The organism is Exiguobacterium sp. s161 (assembly GCF_018619045.1).
Taxonomy (GTDB): Bacteria; Bacillota; Bacilli; order Exiguobacteriales; family Exiguobacteriaceae; genus Exiguobacterium_A; species Exiguobacterium_A indicum.
In genome coordinates, this window is sequence record NZ_JACSNH010000001.1 from 89,307 (window position 1) to 105,675 (window position 16,369).

20 protein-coding genes are annotated in these 16,369 nt (G+C 50.7%); all 20 read left to right on the forward strand.

What is annotated here, in order from left to right; translation table 11 throughout:
* Positions 1 to 50: 50 nt before the first annotated feature.
* The 20 genes from prfA to KNQ14_RS00595 all read left to right on the forward strand — a co-directional run bounded on the left by prfA (position 51) and on the right by KNQ14_RS00595 (position 16,364).
* The gene (gene prfA, locus KNQ14_RS00500) at positions 51 to 1,109 is read left to right on the forward strand and encodes a peptide chain release factor 1 (protein WP_023469516.1); all 1,059 of its coding nucleotides are present in this window, start codon (positions 51 to 53) and stop codon (positions 1,107 to 1,109) included.
* Entirely contained in the window at positions 1,109 to 1,957 is an 849-nt protein-coding gene (gene prmC, locus KNQ14_RS00505; protein ID WP_214747128.1) for a peptide chain release factor N(5)-glutamine methyltransferase, read from the forward strand. Before prfA ends, prmC begins: the two co-directional genes overlap by 1 nt.
* An 8-nt stretch (positions 1,958 to 1,965) precedes the next feature.
* A complete protein-coding gene (locus KNQ14_RS00510) occupies positions 1,966 to 2,952 on the forward strand; it encodes an L-threonylcarbamoyladenylate synthase (RefSeq protein WP_217448999.1) in 987 nt (328 codons plus the stop codon).
* A gap of 17 nt (positions 2,953 to 2,969) precedes the next feature.
* Positions 2,970 to 3,485 (forward strand): low molecular weight protein arginine phosphatase, encoded by a 516-nt coding sequence (locus KNQ14_RS00515; RefSeq protein ID WP_023469513.1) that lies wholly within the window; start codon positions 2,970 to 2,972, stop codon positions 3,483 to 3,485.
* A 5-nt stretch (positions 3,486 to 3,490) separates the two neighbouring features.
* The gene (gene rpiB / locus KNQ14_RS00520) at positions 3,491 to 3,931 is read left to right on the forward strand and encodes a ribose 5-phosphate isomerase B (protein WP_023469512.1); all 441 of its coding nucleotides are present in this window, start codon (positions 3,491 to 3,493) and stop codon (positions 3,929 to 3,931) included.
* Positions 3,931 to 4,470 (forward strand): TIGR01440 family protein, encoded by a 540-nt coding sequence (locus KNQ14_RS00525; RefSeq protein ID WP_023469511.1) that lies wholly within the window; start codon positions 3,931 to 3,933, stop codon positions 4,468 to 4,470. Before rpiB ends, KNQ14_RS00525 begins: the two co-directional genes overlap by 1 nt.
* Before the next feature lie 111 nt (positions 4,471 to 4,581).
* Positions 4,582 to 5,841, forward strand: a complete 1,260-nt coding sequence (gene glyA / locus KNQ14_RS00530) for a serine hydroxymethyltransferase (protein ID WP_058264526.1) — start codon at positions 4,582 to 4,584, stop codon at positions 5,839 to 5,841.
* Positions 5,842 to 5,915: 74 nt separating this feature from the next.
* Positions 5,916 to 6,584, forward strand: a complete 669-nt coding sequence (locus KNQ14_RS00535) for a response regulator transcription factor (protein WP_023469509.1) — start codon at positions 5,916 to 5,918, stop codon at positions 6,582 to 6,584.
* On the forward strand, positions 6,581 to 7,936 hold the full coding sequence (locus KNQ14_RS00540; RefSeq protein WP_214859208.1) for a HAMP domain-containing sensor histidine kinase: 1,356 nt from the start codon (positions 6,581 to 6,583) through the stop codon (positions 7,934 to 7,936). Before KNQ14_RS00535 ends, KNQ14_RS00540 begins: the two co-directional genes overlap by 4 nt.
* A gap of 75 nt (positions 7,937 to 8,011) precedes the next feature.
* The gene (locus KNQ14_RS00545) at positions 8,012 to 9,040 is read left to right on the forward strand and encodes an ABC transporter permease (protein WP_214859209.1); all 1,029 of its coding nucleotides are present in this window, start codon (positions 8,012 to 8,014) and stop codon (positions 9,038 to 9,040) included.
* Positions 9,037 to 9,678, forward strand: a complete 642-nt coding sequence (locus tag KNQ14_RS00550) for an ABC transporter ATP-binding protein (RefSeq protein WP_214859210.1) — start codon at positions 9,037 to 9,039, stop codon at positions 9,676 to 9,678. Before KNQ14_RS00545 ends, KNQ14_RS00550 begins: the two co-directional genes overlap by 4 nt.
* A gap of 141 nt (positions 9,679 to 9,819) precedes the next feature.
* Complete coding sequence (locus KNQ14_RS00555) at positions 9,820 to 10,791, forward strand: hypothetical protein (RefSeq protein WP_156357211.1); 972 nt, start codon at positions 9,820 to 9,822, stop codon at positions 10,789 to 10,791.
* Positions 10,792 to 10,863: 72 nt separating this feature from the next.
* Positions 10,864 to 11,493 (forward strand): uracil phosphoribosyltransferase, encoded by a 630-nt coding sequence (upp, locus tag KNQ14_RS00560; RefSeq protein ID WP_023469504.1) that lies wholly within the window; start codon positions 10,864 to 10,866, stop codon positions 11,491 to 11,493.
* A gap of 124 nt (positions 11,494 to 11,617) precedes the next feature.
* Positions 11,618 to 12,751: a non-hydrolyzing UDP-N-acetylglucosamine 2-epimerase gene (gene wecB, locus KNQ14_RS00565; RefSeq protein ID WP_058264532.1), complete on the forward strand. Its 1,134-nt coding sequence runs from the start codon at positions 11,618 to 11,620 to the stop codon at positions 12,749 to 12,751.
* A 777-nt stretch (positions 12,752 to 13,528) separates the two neighbouring features.
* Positions 13,529 to 13,747 carry an AtpZ/AtpI family protein gene (locus tag KNQ14_RS00570; RefSeq protein ID WP_214859211.1) on the forward strand — a complete coding sequence of 73 codons (219 nt, stop codon included), beginning with the start codon at positions 13,529 to 13,531 and terminating at the stop codon, positions 13,745 to 13,747.
* On the forward strand, positions 13,744 to 14,130 hold the full coding sequence (locus KNQ14_RS00575; RefSeq protein WP_053454404.1) for an ATP synthase subunit I: 387 nt from the start codon (positions 13,744 to 13,746) through the stop codon (positions 14,128 to 14,130). The genes KNQ14_RS00570 and KNQ14_RS00575 overlap by 4 nt, the downstream gene beginning before the upstream one ends.
* Positions 14,131 to 14,138: 8 nt before the next feature.
* Complete coding sequence (atpB, locus tag KNQ14_RS00580; RefSeq protein ID WP_023469500.1) at positions 14,139 to 14,882, forward strand: F0F1 ATP synthase subunit A; 744 nt, start codon at positions 14,139 to 14,141, stop codon at positions 14,880 to 14,882.
* Positions 14,883 to 14,957: 75 nt separating this feature from the next.
* The gene (atpE, locus tag KNQ14_RS00585; protein ID WP_023469499.1) at positions 14,958 to 15,170 is read left to right on the forward strand and encodes a F0F1 ATP synthase subunit C; all 213 of its coding nucleotides are present in this window, start codon (positions 14,958 to 14,960) and stop codon (positions 15,168 to 15,170) included.
* Between the two features lie 127 nt (positions 15,171 to 15,297).
* Complete coding sequence (gene atpF, locus KNQ14_RS00590; RefSeq protein WP_023469498.1) at positions 15,298 to 15,831, forward strand: F0F1 ATP synthase subunit B; 534 nt, start codon at positions 15,298 to 15,300, stop codon at positions 15,829 to 15,831.
* Positions 15,831 to 16,364, forward strand: coding sequence for a F0F1 ATP synthase subunit delta (locus KNQ14_RS00595; protein WP_023469497.1), 534 nt, complete (start codon positions 15,831 to 15,833; stop codon positions 16,362 to 16,364). Before atpF ends, KNQ14_RS00595 begins: the two co-directional genes overlap by 1 nt.
* The last annotated feature ends 5 nt before the right edge of the window (positions 16,365 to 16,369 follow it).

A 16,369-nucleotide genomic window follows, 5' to 3' on the forward strand; every position in this document is an offset into this window, starting at 1 on the left:
CAATATTTGCTATACTGACGACAGAAGAACCGCCAGGAAGGATGACCGAGATGTTGGATCGATTGAGTGCCTTAGAGGACCGTTATGAAAAACTGAATGATATGTTGGCTGATCCAGCCATCATCAATGATACGAATCAATTACGCGAGGTCTCAAAGGAGCAGTCGCAGCTTGCCCCAACCGTTGAGACATATCGCGTCTATCGCGAGAAGATGGAAGCCTATCAAGAGGCACGTCAGATGTTGACAGATCCGGAGATGCGCGACCTTGCGAAGGAAGAAGTCGCGATGCTTGAGCCGGAGATCAAAGAGCTCGAAGCGAAGCTGAAAGCTTTACTCTTACCGAAGGATCCGAATGACGATAAGAACGTCATCGTCGAGATTCGTGGTGCGGCAGGGGGAGATGAGGCAGCCTTATTTGCGGGTGACCTGTTTAAGATGTACTCGAAGTTTGCTGAGAAACAGAACTGGAAGATTGAGATCATCGACGCGAGCTATACGGAGCTCGGTGGTTATAAAGAAATCATCTTTATCGTCAAAGGAACAGGCGCCTACTCGAAGCTGAAGTATGAGAACGGGGCACACCGCGTCCAGCGCGTTCCATCAACGGAATCGGGTGGACGGATTCATACATCGACCGCAACGGTTGCCGTGTTACCGGAAGCAGAAGACGTCGAGGTCGAAATCCATGATAAGGATGTCCGGGTCGATACGTTCACGTCGAGTGGACCGGGTGGACAGTCCGTCAATACGACGCAGTCCGCCGTCCGTGTTACACACGTGCCGACGGGGATCGTCGCGAGCTGTCAGGATGAGAAATCGCAAATCAAGAACAAGGAAAAAGCGATGAAAGTTTTACGGGCGCGTGTCTACGATAAAATTCAACGCGAACAGCAAGCGGAGTATGATGAAAAACGAAAGTCGGCTGTTGGTACGGGTGACCGTTCAGAGCGGATTCGGACGTATAATTTCGCCCAAAACCGGGTGACGGACCATCGCATCGGATTGACGATTCAGAAGCTTGATCGAATCTTGCAAGGCGAGATGGATGAAGTCATCGATACGCTCGTCATGGAACATCAGGCGCGAGCATCGGAGGCGGCAAACTGATGCGGATCGCAAAACGTCTAAATGAGGCAAAAACGATGATGGAACAAGCAGGACGCGAGGGTTCAAGTGCCGAATGGTTACTCATGCACGTCTTAGAAGTCGACCGGACCGGACTCCTTGTCCGCTTGTCCGATGAATTGACACCGGAGCAGGATTTACGATTCAGTGAATACTTGCTTGCTCATGTGCACGGTGTGCCCGTTCAGCATTTAATCGGCTATCAGCCGTTTTACGGACGGGACTTTCGTGTCACACCGGATGTCTTGATTCCACGACCGGAAACGGAAGAGTTGATCGTCTTCGTGACGGAGCGTCTCAAACGCGAGACGTTCGCCGCGGGACAAATCGTCGACATCGGTACCGGTAGCGGGGCGATTGGAATCACGCTTGCCCTTGAACTCGAGCAACCGGTCACGACCGTCGATATTTCACCAGCTGCAATCGCGGTCGCGAAGCAAAATCAAGCAGCGCTTGGTGGAGACGTGACGTTCCTTGAAGGAGATTTACTCGCACCGCTCGCAGATGATTCCGTCCGGGTGCTCGTTTCGAACCCTCCTTATATCGAGGAAGAAGAATTACTCAGTGAAGTCGTGTTCGATCATGAACCGCATCTCGCCCTGTTTGGCGGAAAAGACGGTCTCGTCTTTTACCGACGTCTCGTCGAGGAGAGTGGACGGGTCTTACGCGACGATTTCCGACTGATTGCGTTTGAAATTGGACACAATCAAGGACCAGAAGTGCAAATGATGTTAAAAGAACGTTATCCAAATGCGGAAACGGGTATTTTAAAAGATATAAACGGTAAAGACCGTATCGTGTATGCGGAACGAAAGGATTGTACAGCGTGAAGACGGAAATGATTGACTTACAGACGATGGATGAAGCAGTTCGGTTATTGCAGGAAGGAGAGGTCGTGGCGATGCCGACCGAGACCGTTTATGGTCTCGCAGGAGACGCAACGAACGAAGCGGCTGTTCGGCGAATCTTCGCCGCGAAGGGTCGACCTTCCGACAATCCACTGATTGTCCATGTCGCATCCGTAGAACAGGCACATCAGTTCGTCACGCACATTCCAGATGTCGCGGCACGTTTGATGGAGGCGTTCTGGCCAGGAGCCTTGACGATCATCCTCGAATCGAACGGTACCGCATCCACACTCGTCACAGCAGGACTAGATACGATCGGATTACGGATGCCAGACCATCCGCTCGCGCTTCAATTAATTGAAGCGACAGGGCTGGGCCTCGCAGCACCGAGTGCCAACCGTTCCGGAAAACCTTCACCGACGTCATCTGCGCACGTCGCATATGACCTCTCGGGACGCATCGCTGCGATCGTCGATGGAGGGGAAACGGGCATCGGGGTCGAATCGACTGTCATCGATTGTACGATGACGCCACCGGCGATTTTACGACCGGGTGGCGTGACACGCGAACAAATCGAGTCGGTCATCGGTCCTGTCACACTCGATCCTGCCTTATCGATGAAAGATGTTACACCGAAGGCACCCGGGATGAAATATACCCACTATGCGCCGGAAGCAACACTGTCCGTCGTCGAAGGGGATCTTTCATTCTTACAGCAACTCATCGATGATGCGCGACAAACCGGACACAAGACGGGCGTTCTCCTGTTTGACGGGGAGGATGTCGACGCAGATGTTCGCTGCTCCCTTGGTAATTCGATGGAGACGGCGGCACAACGTCTTTACGATTGTTTACGGCGATTTGATCAGACGACGGTGGATCAGATTTTTGTACGAGACCTATCAGAAGAAGGGGTGGGGCTTGCGGTCCGCAACCGCCTCCATAAAGCAGCAGGTGGTCGGGTCATTCGCCCTTGAAGAAGGAGGATACGGAGATGAGCACACGTCGCGTTTTATTCATCTGTACAGGAAATACATGCCGTAGCCCGATGGCGATGGCATTACTACGCTCGAAGGTCGCTGATCAGGAATTCGACGTCCGTTCAGCAGGACTACGTTCGATGCAAGGATTTGATGCGTCCGAGAACGCCTTACAAGTGTTGCGCGAGCGCGGGATCGAACTCGAGCACTATACGCAAGTCTTTGATGATGTACTCGGACGTTGGTCCGACATCATCTTGACGATGACGCGTCAGCACAAGCAGGAAGTCGGTGAACGCTATCCGGAACTGAAAGAACGGACGTTCACCTTATATGAATATGTGACAGGGCTTGAACGGGATATCAACGATCCGTACGGCGGATCAATGAACGTCTACCGGCAAGTACGCAATGAACTCGAACCCCTCGTCAACCGTCTTGTGTTAAAATTGACGCAGAACGGAAACGGAAGAAAAGCTCCGGATACACGGAAACTTCCGAAAAAACAACCTAAACAAACGGGGGAATAGTAAAGATGAAAGTAGCAATCGGCGCGGATCATGGCGGTTTTAAGTTAAAGGCAGAAATCAACGATCTCTTACAAGAGCTCGGCATCGACTATACGGACTTCGGTACGCATTCAGCCGACTCGATCGATTATCCGGATGTCGCGATTCCAGTCGCTGAGGCAGTCGCAAGCGGAGAGTTTGATCGTGGTATCTTGATTTGTGGAACAGGCATCGGGATCGGAATCGCAGCGAACAAGGTCAAGGGCATCCGAGCAGCACTCGTCCATGACACGTTCAGCGCGAAAGCGACGCGTCAGCACAACGATTCGAACATCTTGACGATGGGCGAACGCGTCATCGGTCCAGGACTGGCTCGTGAGATCGCACAGCTTTGGCTTGAAACGGAATTCGAAGGCGGACGTCATGAGAACCGCGTTTGCAAAATCTCAGATTATGAGGTGAAGTAATGGACTTGACACGCATCCAGCACGATTTAGAAGAAGCACTGAACGCTCTGGATGAACGATTTTCCTTAAAAGGAAAATTGCTCGTGATCGGCTGTTCGACGAGCGAAGTCATCGGCAAACAAATCGGCAAGGCCGGTTCACCAGAAGTCGCGGACGCGTTGTTCGACGTGTTCGATGCCTTTCGTCGGTCGCACCAAGTTGATCTTGCCTTCCAAGGCTGTGAGCATATCAACCGGGCGCTGACGCTTGAGCGGCAAACGGCAGAGCGACTCGGACTTGATCCAGTGACGGTCGTTCCTGTTCCGGAAGCCGGTGGATCGATGGCAAGTGCTGCCTATCAGCGCTTCTCGGCACCGGTCGTCGTCGAAGCGATTCAGGCAGACGCCGGGATTGATATCGGGGACACGTTCATCGGGATGCACTTGAAGGCTGTTGCGATTCCTGTGCGCTTGCCGCACAAGGAAATCGGTGAGGCACACGTGACGGCAGCCGTGACACGACCGAAATTAATCGGTGGAGCACGTGCTAAATACGAATGATTGATGCAAGGGGTTGCGCACCCCTTGCTTTTTTGATGTTGTTTTTAGGGATGCCGGGAACGAAACATTCGTGTTAAGATAGGTCTATCGAAATGAAATGGGGGAATTCAGATGGAACAAACACCGCTTACGTATCTGAAACAACAAGATGAGGCACTCTTTTCGGCAATGCGCCAGGAACTAGGTCGTCAACGGGATAACATCGAATTGATCGCATCCGAGAACTTCGTCTCGCAAGCTGTCATGGAAGCACAAGGCAGCGTCTTGACGAACAAGTACGCAGAAGGTTACCCAGGTCGCCGTTATTATGGTGGCTGTGAGTATGTTGATCTCGCTGAGAATCTAGCACGCGACCGCGCGAAGGAAATCTTCGGTGCGGAGCACGCGAACGTGCAACCACACTCGGGCGCACAAGCGAACATGGCGGTCTACTTCACGATTCTCGAGCAAGGCGATACGGTCCTCGGGATGAACCTCTCGCACGGTGGCCATCTGACGCACGGTAGCCCCGTCAATTTCTCCGGTGTCCAGTACAACTTCGTGGAATACGGTGTCGATCAAGAGACAGAGATGATTGATTACGACGTCGTCGCACAATTAGCAGAAGAGCACAAACCAAAATTAATCGTCGCGGGCGCATCGGCGTATCCGCGCGTCATCGACTTCAAACGTTTCCGTGAAATCGCAGATAGCGTCGGCGCTTACTTGATGGTCGACATGGCACACATCGCAGGACTCGTCGCAGCAGGTCAGCACCCGAACCCAGTCGAACATGCACACTTCGTCACGACGACGACGCATAAGACGTTGCGTGGTCCACGTGGTGGGATGATCCTCTGTAAAGAAGAGCATGCGAAAGCAATCGATAAAGCGATCTTCCCAGGCATCCAAGGTGGTCCACTCATGCACGTCATCGCCGCGAAAGCTGTCGCGTTCGGTGAAGCTCTTGCACCAGAGTTCAAGGACTACATCGGTCAAGTCGTCACGAACGCAAAAGTCCTCGGTGAGGAATTGACGAAGCGTGGACTCCGGATCGTCTCAGGCGGAACGGACAATCACTTGCTCCTCGTCGACTTGCAACCGCTCGGGATCACGGGGAAACTCGCTGAGCATGCCCTTGACGAAGCCGGTATCACGGTCAACAAGAACACGATTCCGTTCGACCCAGCGAGCCCGTTCGTCACGAGTGGTATCCGGATTGGAACGGCAGCGATGACATCACGTGGCTTCAAGGAAGCGGAGATGAAAGAAATCGCTGAGTTGATCGAACTCGTCTTGAACCACCCAGAAGAAGCAGACGTTCTCGCACAAGCACGTGAGCGTGTCGTTGCTTTGACAGGTCGTTTCCCACTCTACCCAGAGCGCGGATGATCGTCATCCCCTTCGTCCTTTTCGTTATGAGAAGGGGAAGGGGATTTTTGTTTGTCTAAAAAAGGAGGCGTACGATGTATATTCTAGTCGTTGAAGATGATCCACATATCCAAGCACTTGTCGTATCGACGTTACAAGCCGACGGACATTCCGTTCGAGCGACAGCAAACGGAAATGAAGCGCTCGCTTGGATTGACACGATGACGTTCGAAGCAGCGGTGCTCGATGTCTTGCTTCCCGGGCAGACCGGTCTCGTCCTGTGTGAGCGATTACGGCAAAACGGGGACATCCCGATCTTGATGCTGACGGCACTCGGTGAACTGACGGATAAGCGGGACGGTTTTGCAGCAGGTGCTGATGATTACATCACAAAGCCGTTCGATCCGGAAGAATTAGTGTTTCGGCTTCACGCCGTGGCGCGGCGCTATCAAAAAGCGGCGCAACCCGTCTTACATCTCGGAGATGTCACGATCGATAAACGCAGTCAGCTCGTGACGATCCAGTCGACCGAGTGGACACTTCCGCGGCGCGAATTCGAATTATTACATCAGCTGGCTAGTTTTCCGGGACGGGTATTCAGTCGCGAGGAATTGATTGAACACGTCTGGGGACTTGATTTCATGGGAGATGACCGGACGATTGACGTCCACATCAAACGACTCCGTGGACGCTTAAAGGAGACGAATCAGGTGAAGATTGAGACGGTTCGTGGACTCGGGTACCGGTTGGAGGTCGAATCATGAGATCCCTCTATACGAAAATCGTCGGACTCGTCTGTGTCGTTCTACTCGTGTCCGCACTGTTAGCGCTTTTAATCAGTAACATTGCCTACTATTCGTTTTGGCAGGACAGCTATAGCCAAAAAGTTGAGGAAGCGGTCGAGACAGCGATTGATTATTACGAGACGCACGGTGACGGAAAGACGGAATCGTTTTACCGGATGTTACAAGCGACTGGCTTTCAACTATATGTGCAGACCGAAGACGGAACGGAGCGTTACGGAAATCCATTTCGTGATGAAACGCTCTCAAGTCAAATCGTCGAGCAAGTGAAAAATGGTCAACCGTACTACGGGATGCGTGAGTATCCGTTCCACCTCTTCTTGCTCGGTCTATTCGACAATGAAGTCATCAATACGTACGGGACGTCAGTCAAGACGGCGCAAGGAACGGATGCGATCTTCGTCCGTCCGGACTTGAGTCGGCAAATCCGTGAGTTGCACCTGTTCGTCGGTCTGTTTCTCGGATTGCTTGTCGTGATCAGCTTCCTCTTGCTTGTCTTCTCCATCCGGTATCTCGTGCGTCCGATCCGGCGCCTGACAAAAGCGACGGAACAGATGGCGTACGGTGACTACGGAATCTGCGTCGGAACGAAGGCACGCGATGAGATTGGAGAGCTGTCCCGACGCTTTGACGAGATGGCAACGGCAGTCGAAGCGTCTGATACAGAACGACGCCGGTTCGTCGCAAACGTTTCGCATGAATTTCAGTCACCGCTGACGACGATCTCGGGGTACGCGGGACAACTCGACGTGACGGGAGAAGACGTCAGGAGACGGGCGATCATTCAACAAGAGGCAGCGCGAATGTCGGAGCTGACGCGTCAATTATTGATCTTAGCGAAGCTCGATGAAGGACGGCGCTTTAAGCGGCAAGCACTTGATCTACGGACGAGTCTAGAGACGACACTCGCAACACTTGCCTTTCAGCTCGATGAGCAAGGCATCGCCGTCGCACTCGATGTACCAGCAGCGCTACAGATTCAAGCAGATGCTAGTGCGCTCGAACATGTTTTCCAAAACGTCATTCGAAACGCTGTTTCGGTCTCAGCCGAAGGAGCGACGATTCACATTCAAGCGGAAGAACAAGTGAATCAGGTCATCGTCCGAATCAAGGACGAAGGACCAGGCATGACCGAACAACAGATGGAACATGCCTTTGAACGCTTTTATCAAGGTGATGTGTCCCGCACGTCGCGCGGGACGGGTCTTGGGCTTGCAATCGTCAAAGAGACGATGCGCCAACTTGGTGGGGATGCGAGCTTGTCGTCCGATTCATCCGGTCTGACTGTGACATTGATTTTTTTACGTACTTGACGCGTGCGTTCATGTTCCGTTCATATTGCAGTCGTATCATCAATCCTGTAGCGAACATACAGGAGGAATCACGCAATGAAACTAGGATGGAAAGAACTCGTCCGGATGAAAGGACGATTCAGTTGGATGACGATCGTGACGATGTTGATCGTTTTATTGATTTTAATGATCACCGGTCTTGCGGACGGGCTGGCCTACGACAATGGGGCTGCCGTCCGTAATCTGCCGGTCGAGCAGTTTGCACTGAGTAAAGATGCGGAAGGGCAGCTGACCCGTTCATTCTTACAGGCGGACGAGACACCGAAGGGAGCAGAAGCGCTCGGTGTCCAGAACATGGTGCTTGAGAAGAAGAATGGAACGAAGGATGACGTGACAGTCTTTGCGTTACCACAGACTACGAACTATGGTCCAAAACAGTTGCAATCATTGAAACAAGGAGAAGTGCTCGTTGATGCCGCGTATGCGGAACAACGCGGAACCCATGTCGGCGATACGATCACCGATTTTCGGACGAAAGAGACGTTCCGGATTGCCGGCACGGTCACGGACGGACGTTATAGTCACGCACCGGTCCTTTGGATGACGGATGAATCGTGGCAAGCGTGGCAATCCAAGATGGGGGCATCATACGTCTCAGCGTACATCGGTCAGTCGTTGCAAACGGATCAAGCCGTCTTCTCAAAACAAGCAGTCGTTGAGAATGTGCCAGGCTATGCAGCGGAGCAAAACTCCTTCCAGATGATGCGGGTTGCACTCGTCGTCATCGGGGCATTGATTCTGACAGCTTTCTTCTATATCTTGACGATGCAGAAGATGAAACAACTTGGCGTCCTAAAAGCAATCGGCATCCGAACACGGACGATGGGTGCGAGTCTACTCGTACAAGTCATCCTCCTGACGAGCCTCGCCTTTGGTGTCAGTGTCGTTATCACCTATCTGACGAGCCGCTTCTTACCAGCGGATCTTCCCTTCCGATTTGAATGGTCGACGAGTCTGATGTACGGCGGCATTTTACTCGTAACAGCGATCCTCGGAGCGCTCGTTCCGTTACGAATGGTGAAAAAACTTGAGGCGGCAGACGCGATGGGAGGAATGAACGGATGATTCAGTTAGAAGGGATTGAACAGAGTTATGGTGAGATGACCGTCTTGCACGATATCAACTTACAGGCAGAAGCAGGGGAACTGATTGCCCTTGTTGGACCGAGCGGGAGTGGGAAAAGTACACTCCTTCAGTTGCTCGGTTTACTGCAGACACCAACAAAAGGTGCCGTCTATTTTGATGATACGTGCGTCAGTGAAGCGTCGGGCGAAGAACGTCGTCGCTTACGTCTTGAGGAAGTCGGGTTCATCTTTCAGGAGTCGCATCTCGTACCCTTTTTGACGGCACGGGAGCAACTGGAACTCGTCGCAAAAGAAGCTGGCCGGACGGTGGATACGGTCGCAGCACTCGCTATGTTCGGACTCGAGCATCGCAAAGATCATTTGCCGCATGCGTTATCGGGCGGTGAGCGTCAACGCATCGCGATTGCCCGCGCCTTCGTCAATGATCCGCAACTTGTCTTAGCGGACGAGCCGACCGCAAGTCTCGATTATGCGAATGGGCGTCGAGTGATGGAGCTATTACAACGGCAAGCGCATGAGTCAAACAAGACGATTATCGTCATCACTCATGATGAACGGATGCTTGACGTCTGTGATCGCATCTGGCGGATCGAGGATGGAAAAATTCATACAGCATAAGACAACGAATGGATCGCTTTCGAGAGAATGGAAAGCGATTCTTTTTTTATATTCAATCTTGTAAGAGGAGGCGATGTCATTCCAAAAATTTGCTATACTTTTTAAAAAAGGAAATGAAGGAGTTTACGCGTTATGAATATTATGAAGTTGACCCAAGCCGAGCTCGCGTCGACGACAGGAAGCCAGATGTTGAAATGGTTGGAGAAGAAGAGTACGACGAAATCAGAATACAAACGACTGTACGAAGATTTCAAGACGATCATCATCATGCAACAAGCAGGCTTTTATGAACAAGCGGATGCACGGCTTCTGCAATGGAAACATTTACCGATGCCGGTTGAATATTATACATATCGTCTTGCGATCGCCTCAAAGGCAGGCGGACGACGTCTTGCGAAGAAGCGATTCAAGGCGCTGCCGGAAGCGATTCAGAAACATGACAAATTAAAACAGTGGCGCCAAGCGGTGAATCAGAATCAATGGTGGATGGCGGCAACCGGAGTGGTAGCGGCCGGCCTCTTATTCGTAGGTATTCAAGCGTGGTCTCCTACTTCAGAAAATGCTGCACCGAAAGAAGAGACCGATCAAAAAATTGCGCAACAATTGGCTGCCTTACAAACGGAAGTCGAGCAGTTAAAAAAAGAAAACGAGAAATTGAATACCGATCAGAAGCGAAAGACGGAAGCGGAAGTAAAACAAGAAGAGTCGCCGGTTAAGGAAAAGAAAACGACGAAAACGAGTGGTCTGAAACCGGAAGCCGCATTAAAGGAAGCGGTTGCGGCTGTCCAAGCAAAGGATTATCAAAAAGCAAATGACCTGTTGAGTGCAGACGTCTTGAAAAATAAAGAGACGGCAGGGATGGCGCGTTTTTATAAGTTGATTGCCGCTGGTAAGTTAAAGAAGACGACACAGGCGGACTATATCGCGTACCGTGAGGATTTTCCGAAGTCGGGTTACATGAGTGATGTCCTCTGGATGCAAGCGGTCTATGAACAAAAATATAAAAAAGGTGATTATCGCGCGACCTTGCAAGAACTCGCACAACAGCCGGACAATGAATGGTCTTACGCGGCGAAAGCGATTCTTTCCGGCAAGAGCACGCTTGGGGACTGACGAAAAAACAGTTCCCAAGCAGTGCGCTTTTAGAGTACAATGCGAAAAGAGAATGGAGAGGAGATGCAAACAATGAGTAAAGTACATGTATTTGATCACCCATTGATTCAGCACAAGATGACGATCATGCGTAAGGTCGAAACAGGAACGAAACAATTCCGGGAACTTGTCGACGAGGTGGCTTCATTGATGGCATATGAAATCACACGTGACCTTCCACTCACAGATGTCGCGATCGAGACACCGGTCACGAAGACGACGCAGAAGATGATCGAAGGCAAGAAACTCGGGATCGTCCCGATTCTCCGCGCCGGTCTCGGGATGGTCGACGGCATGCTCCGCATGATGCCAAACGTCAAGGTCGGTCACATCGGTTTGTACCGTGATCCGGAGACACTCGAGCCAACGGAATACTACCTCAAGCTCCCAACAGACGTCGCAGAACGTGATTTCGTCGTCGTTGACCCGATGCTTGCGACAGGTGGTTCGGCGGCAGACGCCATCTCCTCCTTAAAGAAACAAGGGGCGAAGAGCATCAAGCTCGCATGTCTCTGTGCAGCACCTGAAGGCGTCAAACGCGTTCAAGAAGAACACCCGGACGTCGATATCTATCTCGCGGCACTCGACGAGAAGTTGAACGACCACGGCTACATCGTCCCAGGGCTCGGTGACGCAGGAGACCGTCTCTTCGGAACGAAGTAAAAATAGTAAGATACACAAAAAGACCGCAGACGATGATCTGCGGTCTTTTCGTTGCTATTTCGTAAACTGCGCAAGACTGCTGAAATATGCTTTAATGAAAAAAGGAAAAAAGGAGGAAGTCACCATGCCGATTACAGTCATGCCGATTTTCGGGACTCGACCGGAAGCTATTAAAATGGCACCGCTCGTCAACGCCCTGAAGCAACACCCTGCTTTTGATGTTCATGTCACAATCACAGCCCAGCACCGCGAGATGCTCGATCAAGTACTTACCCTGTTCGAAATCGAACCGGATCACGATTTGAACATCATGAAGCAACGTCAAACTCTCGTCGACATTACGACGCGTGGTCTTGAAGGACTCGATGCGATCATGAAAGAGATCAAGCCGGACCTTGTCCTCGTCCATGGCGACACGACGACGACGTTCGTTGGGAGCCTTGCTGCCTATTACAACCAAATCGTGGTCGGTCACGTCGAGGCAGGGCTGCGCACGTATAATAAATACTCACCGTTCCCGGAAGAGGTCAATCGTCAGTTGACGTCGACGCTCGCAGACTTACATTTTGCTCCGACCGCACAAGCGGCAGCGAACCTTGCGTCCGAGAATCGTCATGCTGGCGTCTATATTACAGGGAACACAGCAATCGATGCCCTGCAAACGACGGTCCAAGCCGATTACGTCCATCCGATGCTTGAGACGGTCGGGGATCGGAAGTTGATCTTGATGACAGCGCACCGTCGTGAGAACCAAGGCGAGAAGATGCATCAGATGTTCCGCGCGATTCGTCGTCTCGTCGATGCATTCCCGGATACACACGTCGTTTATCCAGTTCACCTTAACCCAGTTGTTCAGGAAGCGGCGAAGACGGTCTTTGAGGGACATGATCGGATTTCGTTAATTGCTCCGCTCGACGTGTTCGACTTCCACAACTTCGCGAGTCGTGCTCACTTAATCTTGACGGACTCCGGTGGTGTTCAGGAAGAAGCACCGTCACTCGGTGTTCCGGTTCTTGTCTTACGCGATACGACCGAGCGTCCGGAAGGAATTACTGCTGGGACGTTAAAGCTTGCCGGAACAGAAGAAGAGACGATTTATCAGATGGCAACCGAACTGTTGACGAATGACGCACTTTATAAAGAAATGGCACATGCCTCAAATCCATACGGTGATGGTCATGCGTCAGAACGGATCGTCCAAGCGATCCTGCATCACTTCGGTCAAGGGGAAGCGCCGGCACCGCTACTCACGCAATGAGAAACGACTAGTACTCTCCGAATCGCTTATATTCACTTGCTTTCCTCAGGCGAGACGCAAGCCGCGCCTCCATCGTCCTTAGACGAGGAGTCGGGTCTCACTTGTCTCTGACAGCACAAAGACTTGTGCTTTTTCCTGTAGGAGTCGCGTGAAATAAGCGATTCTTTTTGTTTTAGTACATCTATGGCGACAAGAGGTTTTAGTTTATAGGAATAACATCTTTAATTCTTACCATTTCCACTAAAATCAGCCCATTTGTTTAGAAAATGTAAAACCAGATGACCTTGAAACTGGAAGATAAACCATGACGATTCAGGCTGTGACACACCTCACGATTGAAAAATTGGAAATCGTTGAAATCTATTGTTACAAACAGATGTCAGAGCTGTTTTTGTGTCCCGATTCGGAAGCGTTTACAATTGTGAACAGAAAATGTTTTTTCACAAAATCGACACAAATCAATTTTAGAGGTCTTGTTTCGGTTGAGGTAGCACGATATAACGTTACTATTCAACGGTTTTGTTCACCATATGAACAATCTCTATAACCGTTGATAGTACTACATATTTTCTTCACATCTTCGTGAAATGAGTTGCACGTATGACATCTGTGAAAACCTTATCATTCGTTGATATGTATAGGTTTTTTGGCTCTGTTTTTATTGTGAATTCATTTGACTATGAAAGCTGCTTCATTGTATTCTTGACTAGTATGAAAATCCGCAAATTGTGGGAAAGAAAAAGAACTCGCAATTGGGAAAAAAGGGGGTCGTCTCTAGTGCGCCAAAGTGGGCTCGCGAAGAGTATGGTCATGGCCTCGCAAATTTCGACGGCACTGGCTGCACCGATCGTCATTGGCTTTTTGGTTGGGAACTATGGGGAACAACAACAATGGTGGGAAAAAATGGGTGAGACATTCGCCGTGTTCATCGGGATTTTCATCGGCATTCTTTGCATGATCGCCATGATCAGGCACTTGTTAGGGGAGAAGACATGAACATCATCCTTCAAGATGCGTTGTATCGTGCGTACTTACGATGGTTTGGACTCTTTTACGGAATCCTAGCTGTCCTGCTGCTCATCGGACGCCCGAGTGACCCAGTCATCTATGGACTAGCACTTGGTGGAACTGGCAGCTTTCTGATCTTGACGCTTCAACGATTAAGCGTCGATCGTATGTATCGTGTAATTGAGACAGGGCGTAAGCCGATGTCTCGAGGGACCGTTTCACGCATGGCGGTCGCGGTACTTTGTGTGATGATCGGTTTGAAATATCAAACTGAATTGTCATTAACTGCGGTGGTAATAGGCCTTCTCGCCGGCCACGTCATACAATTTTGTGAGTTCTTGACTCACGAACTCAAGCGGGAAAAGAGGTGAATAGTCAAATGAACCACGAAATGCCACTTTACGAAATCCCACTCTGGGGTGACTTCGTTCTGTACGGTAGCTGGACGAACTTGATCACAGTATTGATTGCTGCTGCTCTCGTCTTCTTGATTGCCGTGGCCGGTACGCGACGTCTTGTGATGAAGCCAACCGGTGCTCAAAACGTGATGGAGATGTTCCTTGAATTCGTTCGCGGAATCATCAGCAGCACGATGGACTGGAAAACAGGGGGTCGCTTCCTTACGTTCGGAATGACATTATTCCTGTTCATCCTTGTGTCCAACATCATGGGTCTCCCATTCAACGTCGTGACGGGACACTACATTTGGTTCAACTCACCAACTGCAGATCCTTACGTGACACTGGCACTTTCATCTCTCGTAGTAGTCTTAAGTCATTACTACGGTGTGAAGATGCGAGGCTTCGGTGCTTATGCGAAAACATTCATGACGCCGATGTTTATCATTACCATCATCGAGGAGTTTGCAAACACGTTGACGCTCGGTCTTCGTCTTTACGGAAACATCTTCGCTGGTGAAATCATGATCGGAATCATTCTTTCGATCGGTATCGTCTCTGGTACGAACGATTTCCAATTCCTCGGACCAGTCGGCGCGATCATCTCGGGTATCCCGATGTTGATCTGGCAAGGATTCTCACTCTTCATCGGTGGTATCCAAGCGTACATCTTCCTTATCCTGACGATGGTTTACATCGGACATAAGGCAGCGCACGACCATTAATTCGAAGGTAAAGCATCCGCTTTTCCGATAACAGCACGACAAATCAATGAACATACTCTAGGGAGGCAATTTATCATGAATCTTATTGCAACAGCGATCATCATCGGACTCGGCGCACTCGGCGCAGGTATCGGTAACGGTCTTATCGTAAACGGTACAGTATTAGGTCAAGCACGTCAGCCAGAACTCAAAAACGAACTTCGTCAAACAATGTTCATCGGTATCGGTCTTGTTGAGGCACTTCCAATCATCGGTGTAGCGGTCGGTTTCCTTCTTCTCAACTCTTAATCCACGATTAACGAGAACGGACTACATAGGGCGCTATTCGTTCAACGTTTGAGTGAACCGTCACGGGAGCTTAGGCTCCCTTATGTAGATATTGAAGTTGAACCAACCACGAGGGGAGTGTAATCGAATGAATCTAACGTATCTTGCGGCAGAGGCTGGCGGCGAAGGCAACCAACTCTTATTAGCCAACATGATCGTCACGATCGTCGTTTTCCTCTTGCTCCTCATCCTCTTGAAGAAATTCGCATGGGGCCCGCTCGTCAACATGATGAAAGCGCGGGAAGAGCATGTGGCTAGCGAGATCAACTCGGCTGAAAAGAGCCGTAAAGACGCTGAAGTCTACGTAGAACAACAACGCGAAGAATTAAACAAGGCGCGTACGGAAGCACGCGACCTTTTAGAAGCATCACGCCGTCAGGCAGAAGCAGAGCAAGCACGTGCGATGGAGCAGGCACGTCTTGAATCCGAAATGAGTAAGGAAGAAGCTCGCCGTGCGATCGAACGTGAACGCGCTGAAGCACAAGCTGCTTTGAAGAACGATGTCGCTCTTCAAGCAATCGCTGCAGCACGCCACGTCATGAAAACACAGCTTGCGACAGACGAAGCCGCTCAAAAAGCACTCGTCGATCAATTCCTTGCTGATACTAAGGGCACGAACTAATGCGTGATCACGTAGCGGGACGCTACGCAAAAGCGCTCTTCGATCTTGCGCTTGAGCACCATGTGCTCGAGCAAGCAGAAGCTGATGTGCGGACGCTCGGCGAAGTGCTCCACGCAACACCAGAGCTCGCTTCGGTTTTAGATAACCCATCGATTTCTGCTGAAGAGCTCAAGCAAGTTCTTCAAACAAGCTTCACGGGCTTCAACTCGATCGTCTTGAACACATTGCTCGTCATGGTCGAAAACGACCGGGCGGCAGAGATCGTTACATTACCGGAACACTTCATTGCATTGTTGAATGAACACCGCAATGTCGCGACGGCAATCGTCACGAGTGCATACAAATTGTCAGACGAGGAACTCACGAAAGTGAAAGAGACGTTTGGCCAAAAATCAGGTAAAACGCTTGAAGTCGAGAACGTCGTCGACACGAGTGTCATCGGAGGACTTCGCGTTCAAATCGGTTACACGACATATGACGGTACGATCGAAACTAAACTAACGCGCCTTGAGCGTGAGCTGTTAAAAGCGTAAGAAAA

Coding starts and splice junctions, on each gene's coding strand:
- prmC (WP_214747128.1), top strand. CDS start 1,109: ATGCGGATCGCAAAACGTCTAAATGAGGCAAAAACGATGATGGAACAA.
- KNQ14_RS00550 (WP_214859210.1), top strand. CDS start 9,037: ATGATTCAGTTAGAAGGGATTGAACAGAGTTATGGTGAGATGACCGTC.
- KNQ14_RS00535 (WP_023469509.1), top strand. CDS start 5,916: ATGTATATTCTAGTCGTTGAAGATGATCCACATATCCAAGCACTTGTC.
- KNQ14_RS00540 (WP_214859208.1), top strand. CDS start 6,581: ATGAGATCCCTCTATACGAAAATCGTCGGACTCGTCTGTGTCGTTCTA.
- rpiB (WP_023469512.1), top strand. CDS start 3,491: ATGAAAGTAGCAATCGGCGCGGATCATGGCGGTTTTAAGTTAAAGGCA.
- KNQ14_RS00545 (WP_214859209.1), top strand. CDS start 8,012: ATGAAACTAGGATGGAAAGAACTCGTCCGGATGAAAGGACGATTCAGT.
- wecB (WP_058264532.1), top strand. CDS start 11,618: ATGCCGATTACAGTCATGCCGATTTTCGGGACTCGACCGGAAGCTATT.
- KNQ14_RS00525 (WP_023469511.1), top strand. CDS start 3,931: ATGGACTTGACACGCATCCAGCACGATTTAGAAGAAGCACTGAACGCT.
- KNQ14_RS00575 (WP_053454404.1), top strand. CDS start 13,744: ATGAACATCATCCTTCAAGATGCGTTGTATCGTGCGTACTTACGATGG.
- KNQ14_RS00555 (WP_156357211.1), top strand. CDS start 9,820: ATGAAGTTGACCCAAGCCGAGCTCGCGTCGACGACAGGAAGCCAGATG.
- KNQ14_RS00595 (WP_023469497.1), top strand. CDS start 15,831: ATGCGTGATCACGTAGCGGGACGCTACGCAAAAGCGCTCTTCGATCTT.
- atpE (WP_023469499.1), top strand. CDS start 14,958: ATGAATCTTATTGCAACAGCGATCATCATCGGACTCGGCGCACTCGGC.
- upp (WP_023469504.1), top strand. CDS start 10,864: ATGAGTAAAGTACATGTATTTGATCACCCATTGATTCAGCACAAGATG.
- KNQ14_RS00515 (WP_023469513.1), top strand. CDS start 2,970: ATGAGCACACGTCGCGTTTTATTCATCTGTACAGGAAATACATGCCGT.
- prfA (WP_023469516.1), top strand. CDS start 51: ATGTTGGATCGATTGAGTGCCTTAGAGGACCGTTATGAAAAACTGAAT.
- atpF (WP_023469498.1), top strand. CDS start 15,298: ATGAATCTAACGTATCTTGCGGCAGAGGCTGGCGGCGAAGGCAACCAA.
- KNQ14_RS00510 (WP_217448999.1), top strand. CDS start 1,966: ATGATTGACTTACAGACGATGGATGAAGCAGTTCGGTTATTGCAGGAA.
- atpB (WP_023469500.1), top strand. CDS start 14,139: ATGAACCACGAAATGCCACTTTACGAAATCCCACTCTGGGGTGACTTC.
- glyA (WP_058264526.1), top strand. CDS start 4,582: ATGGAACAAACACCGCTTACGTATCTGAAACAACAAGATGAGGCACTC.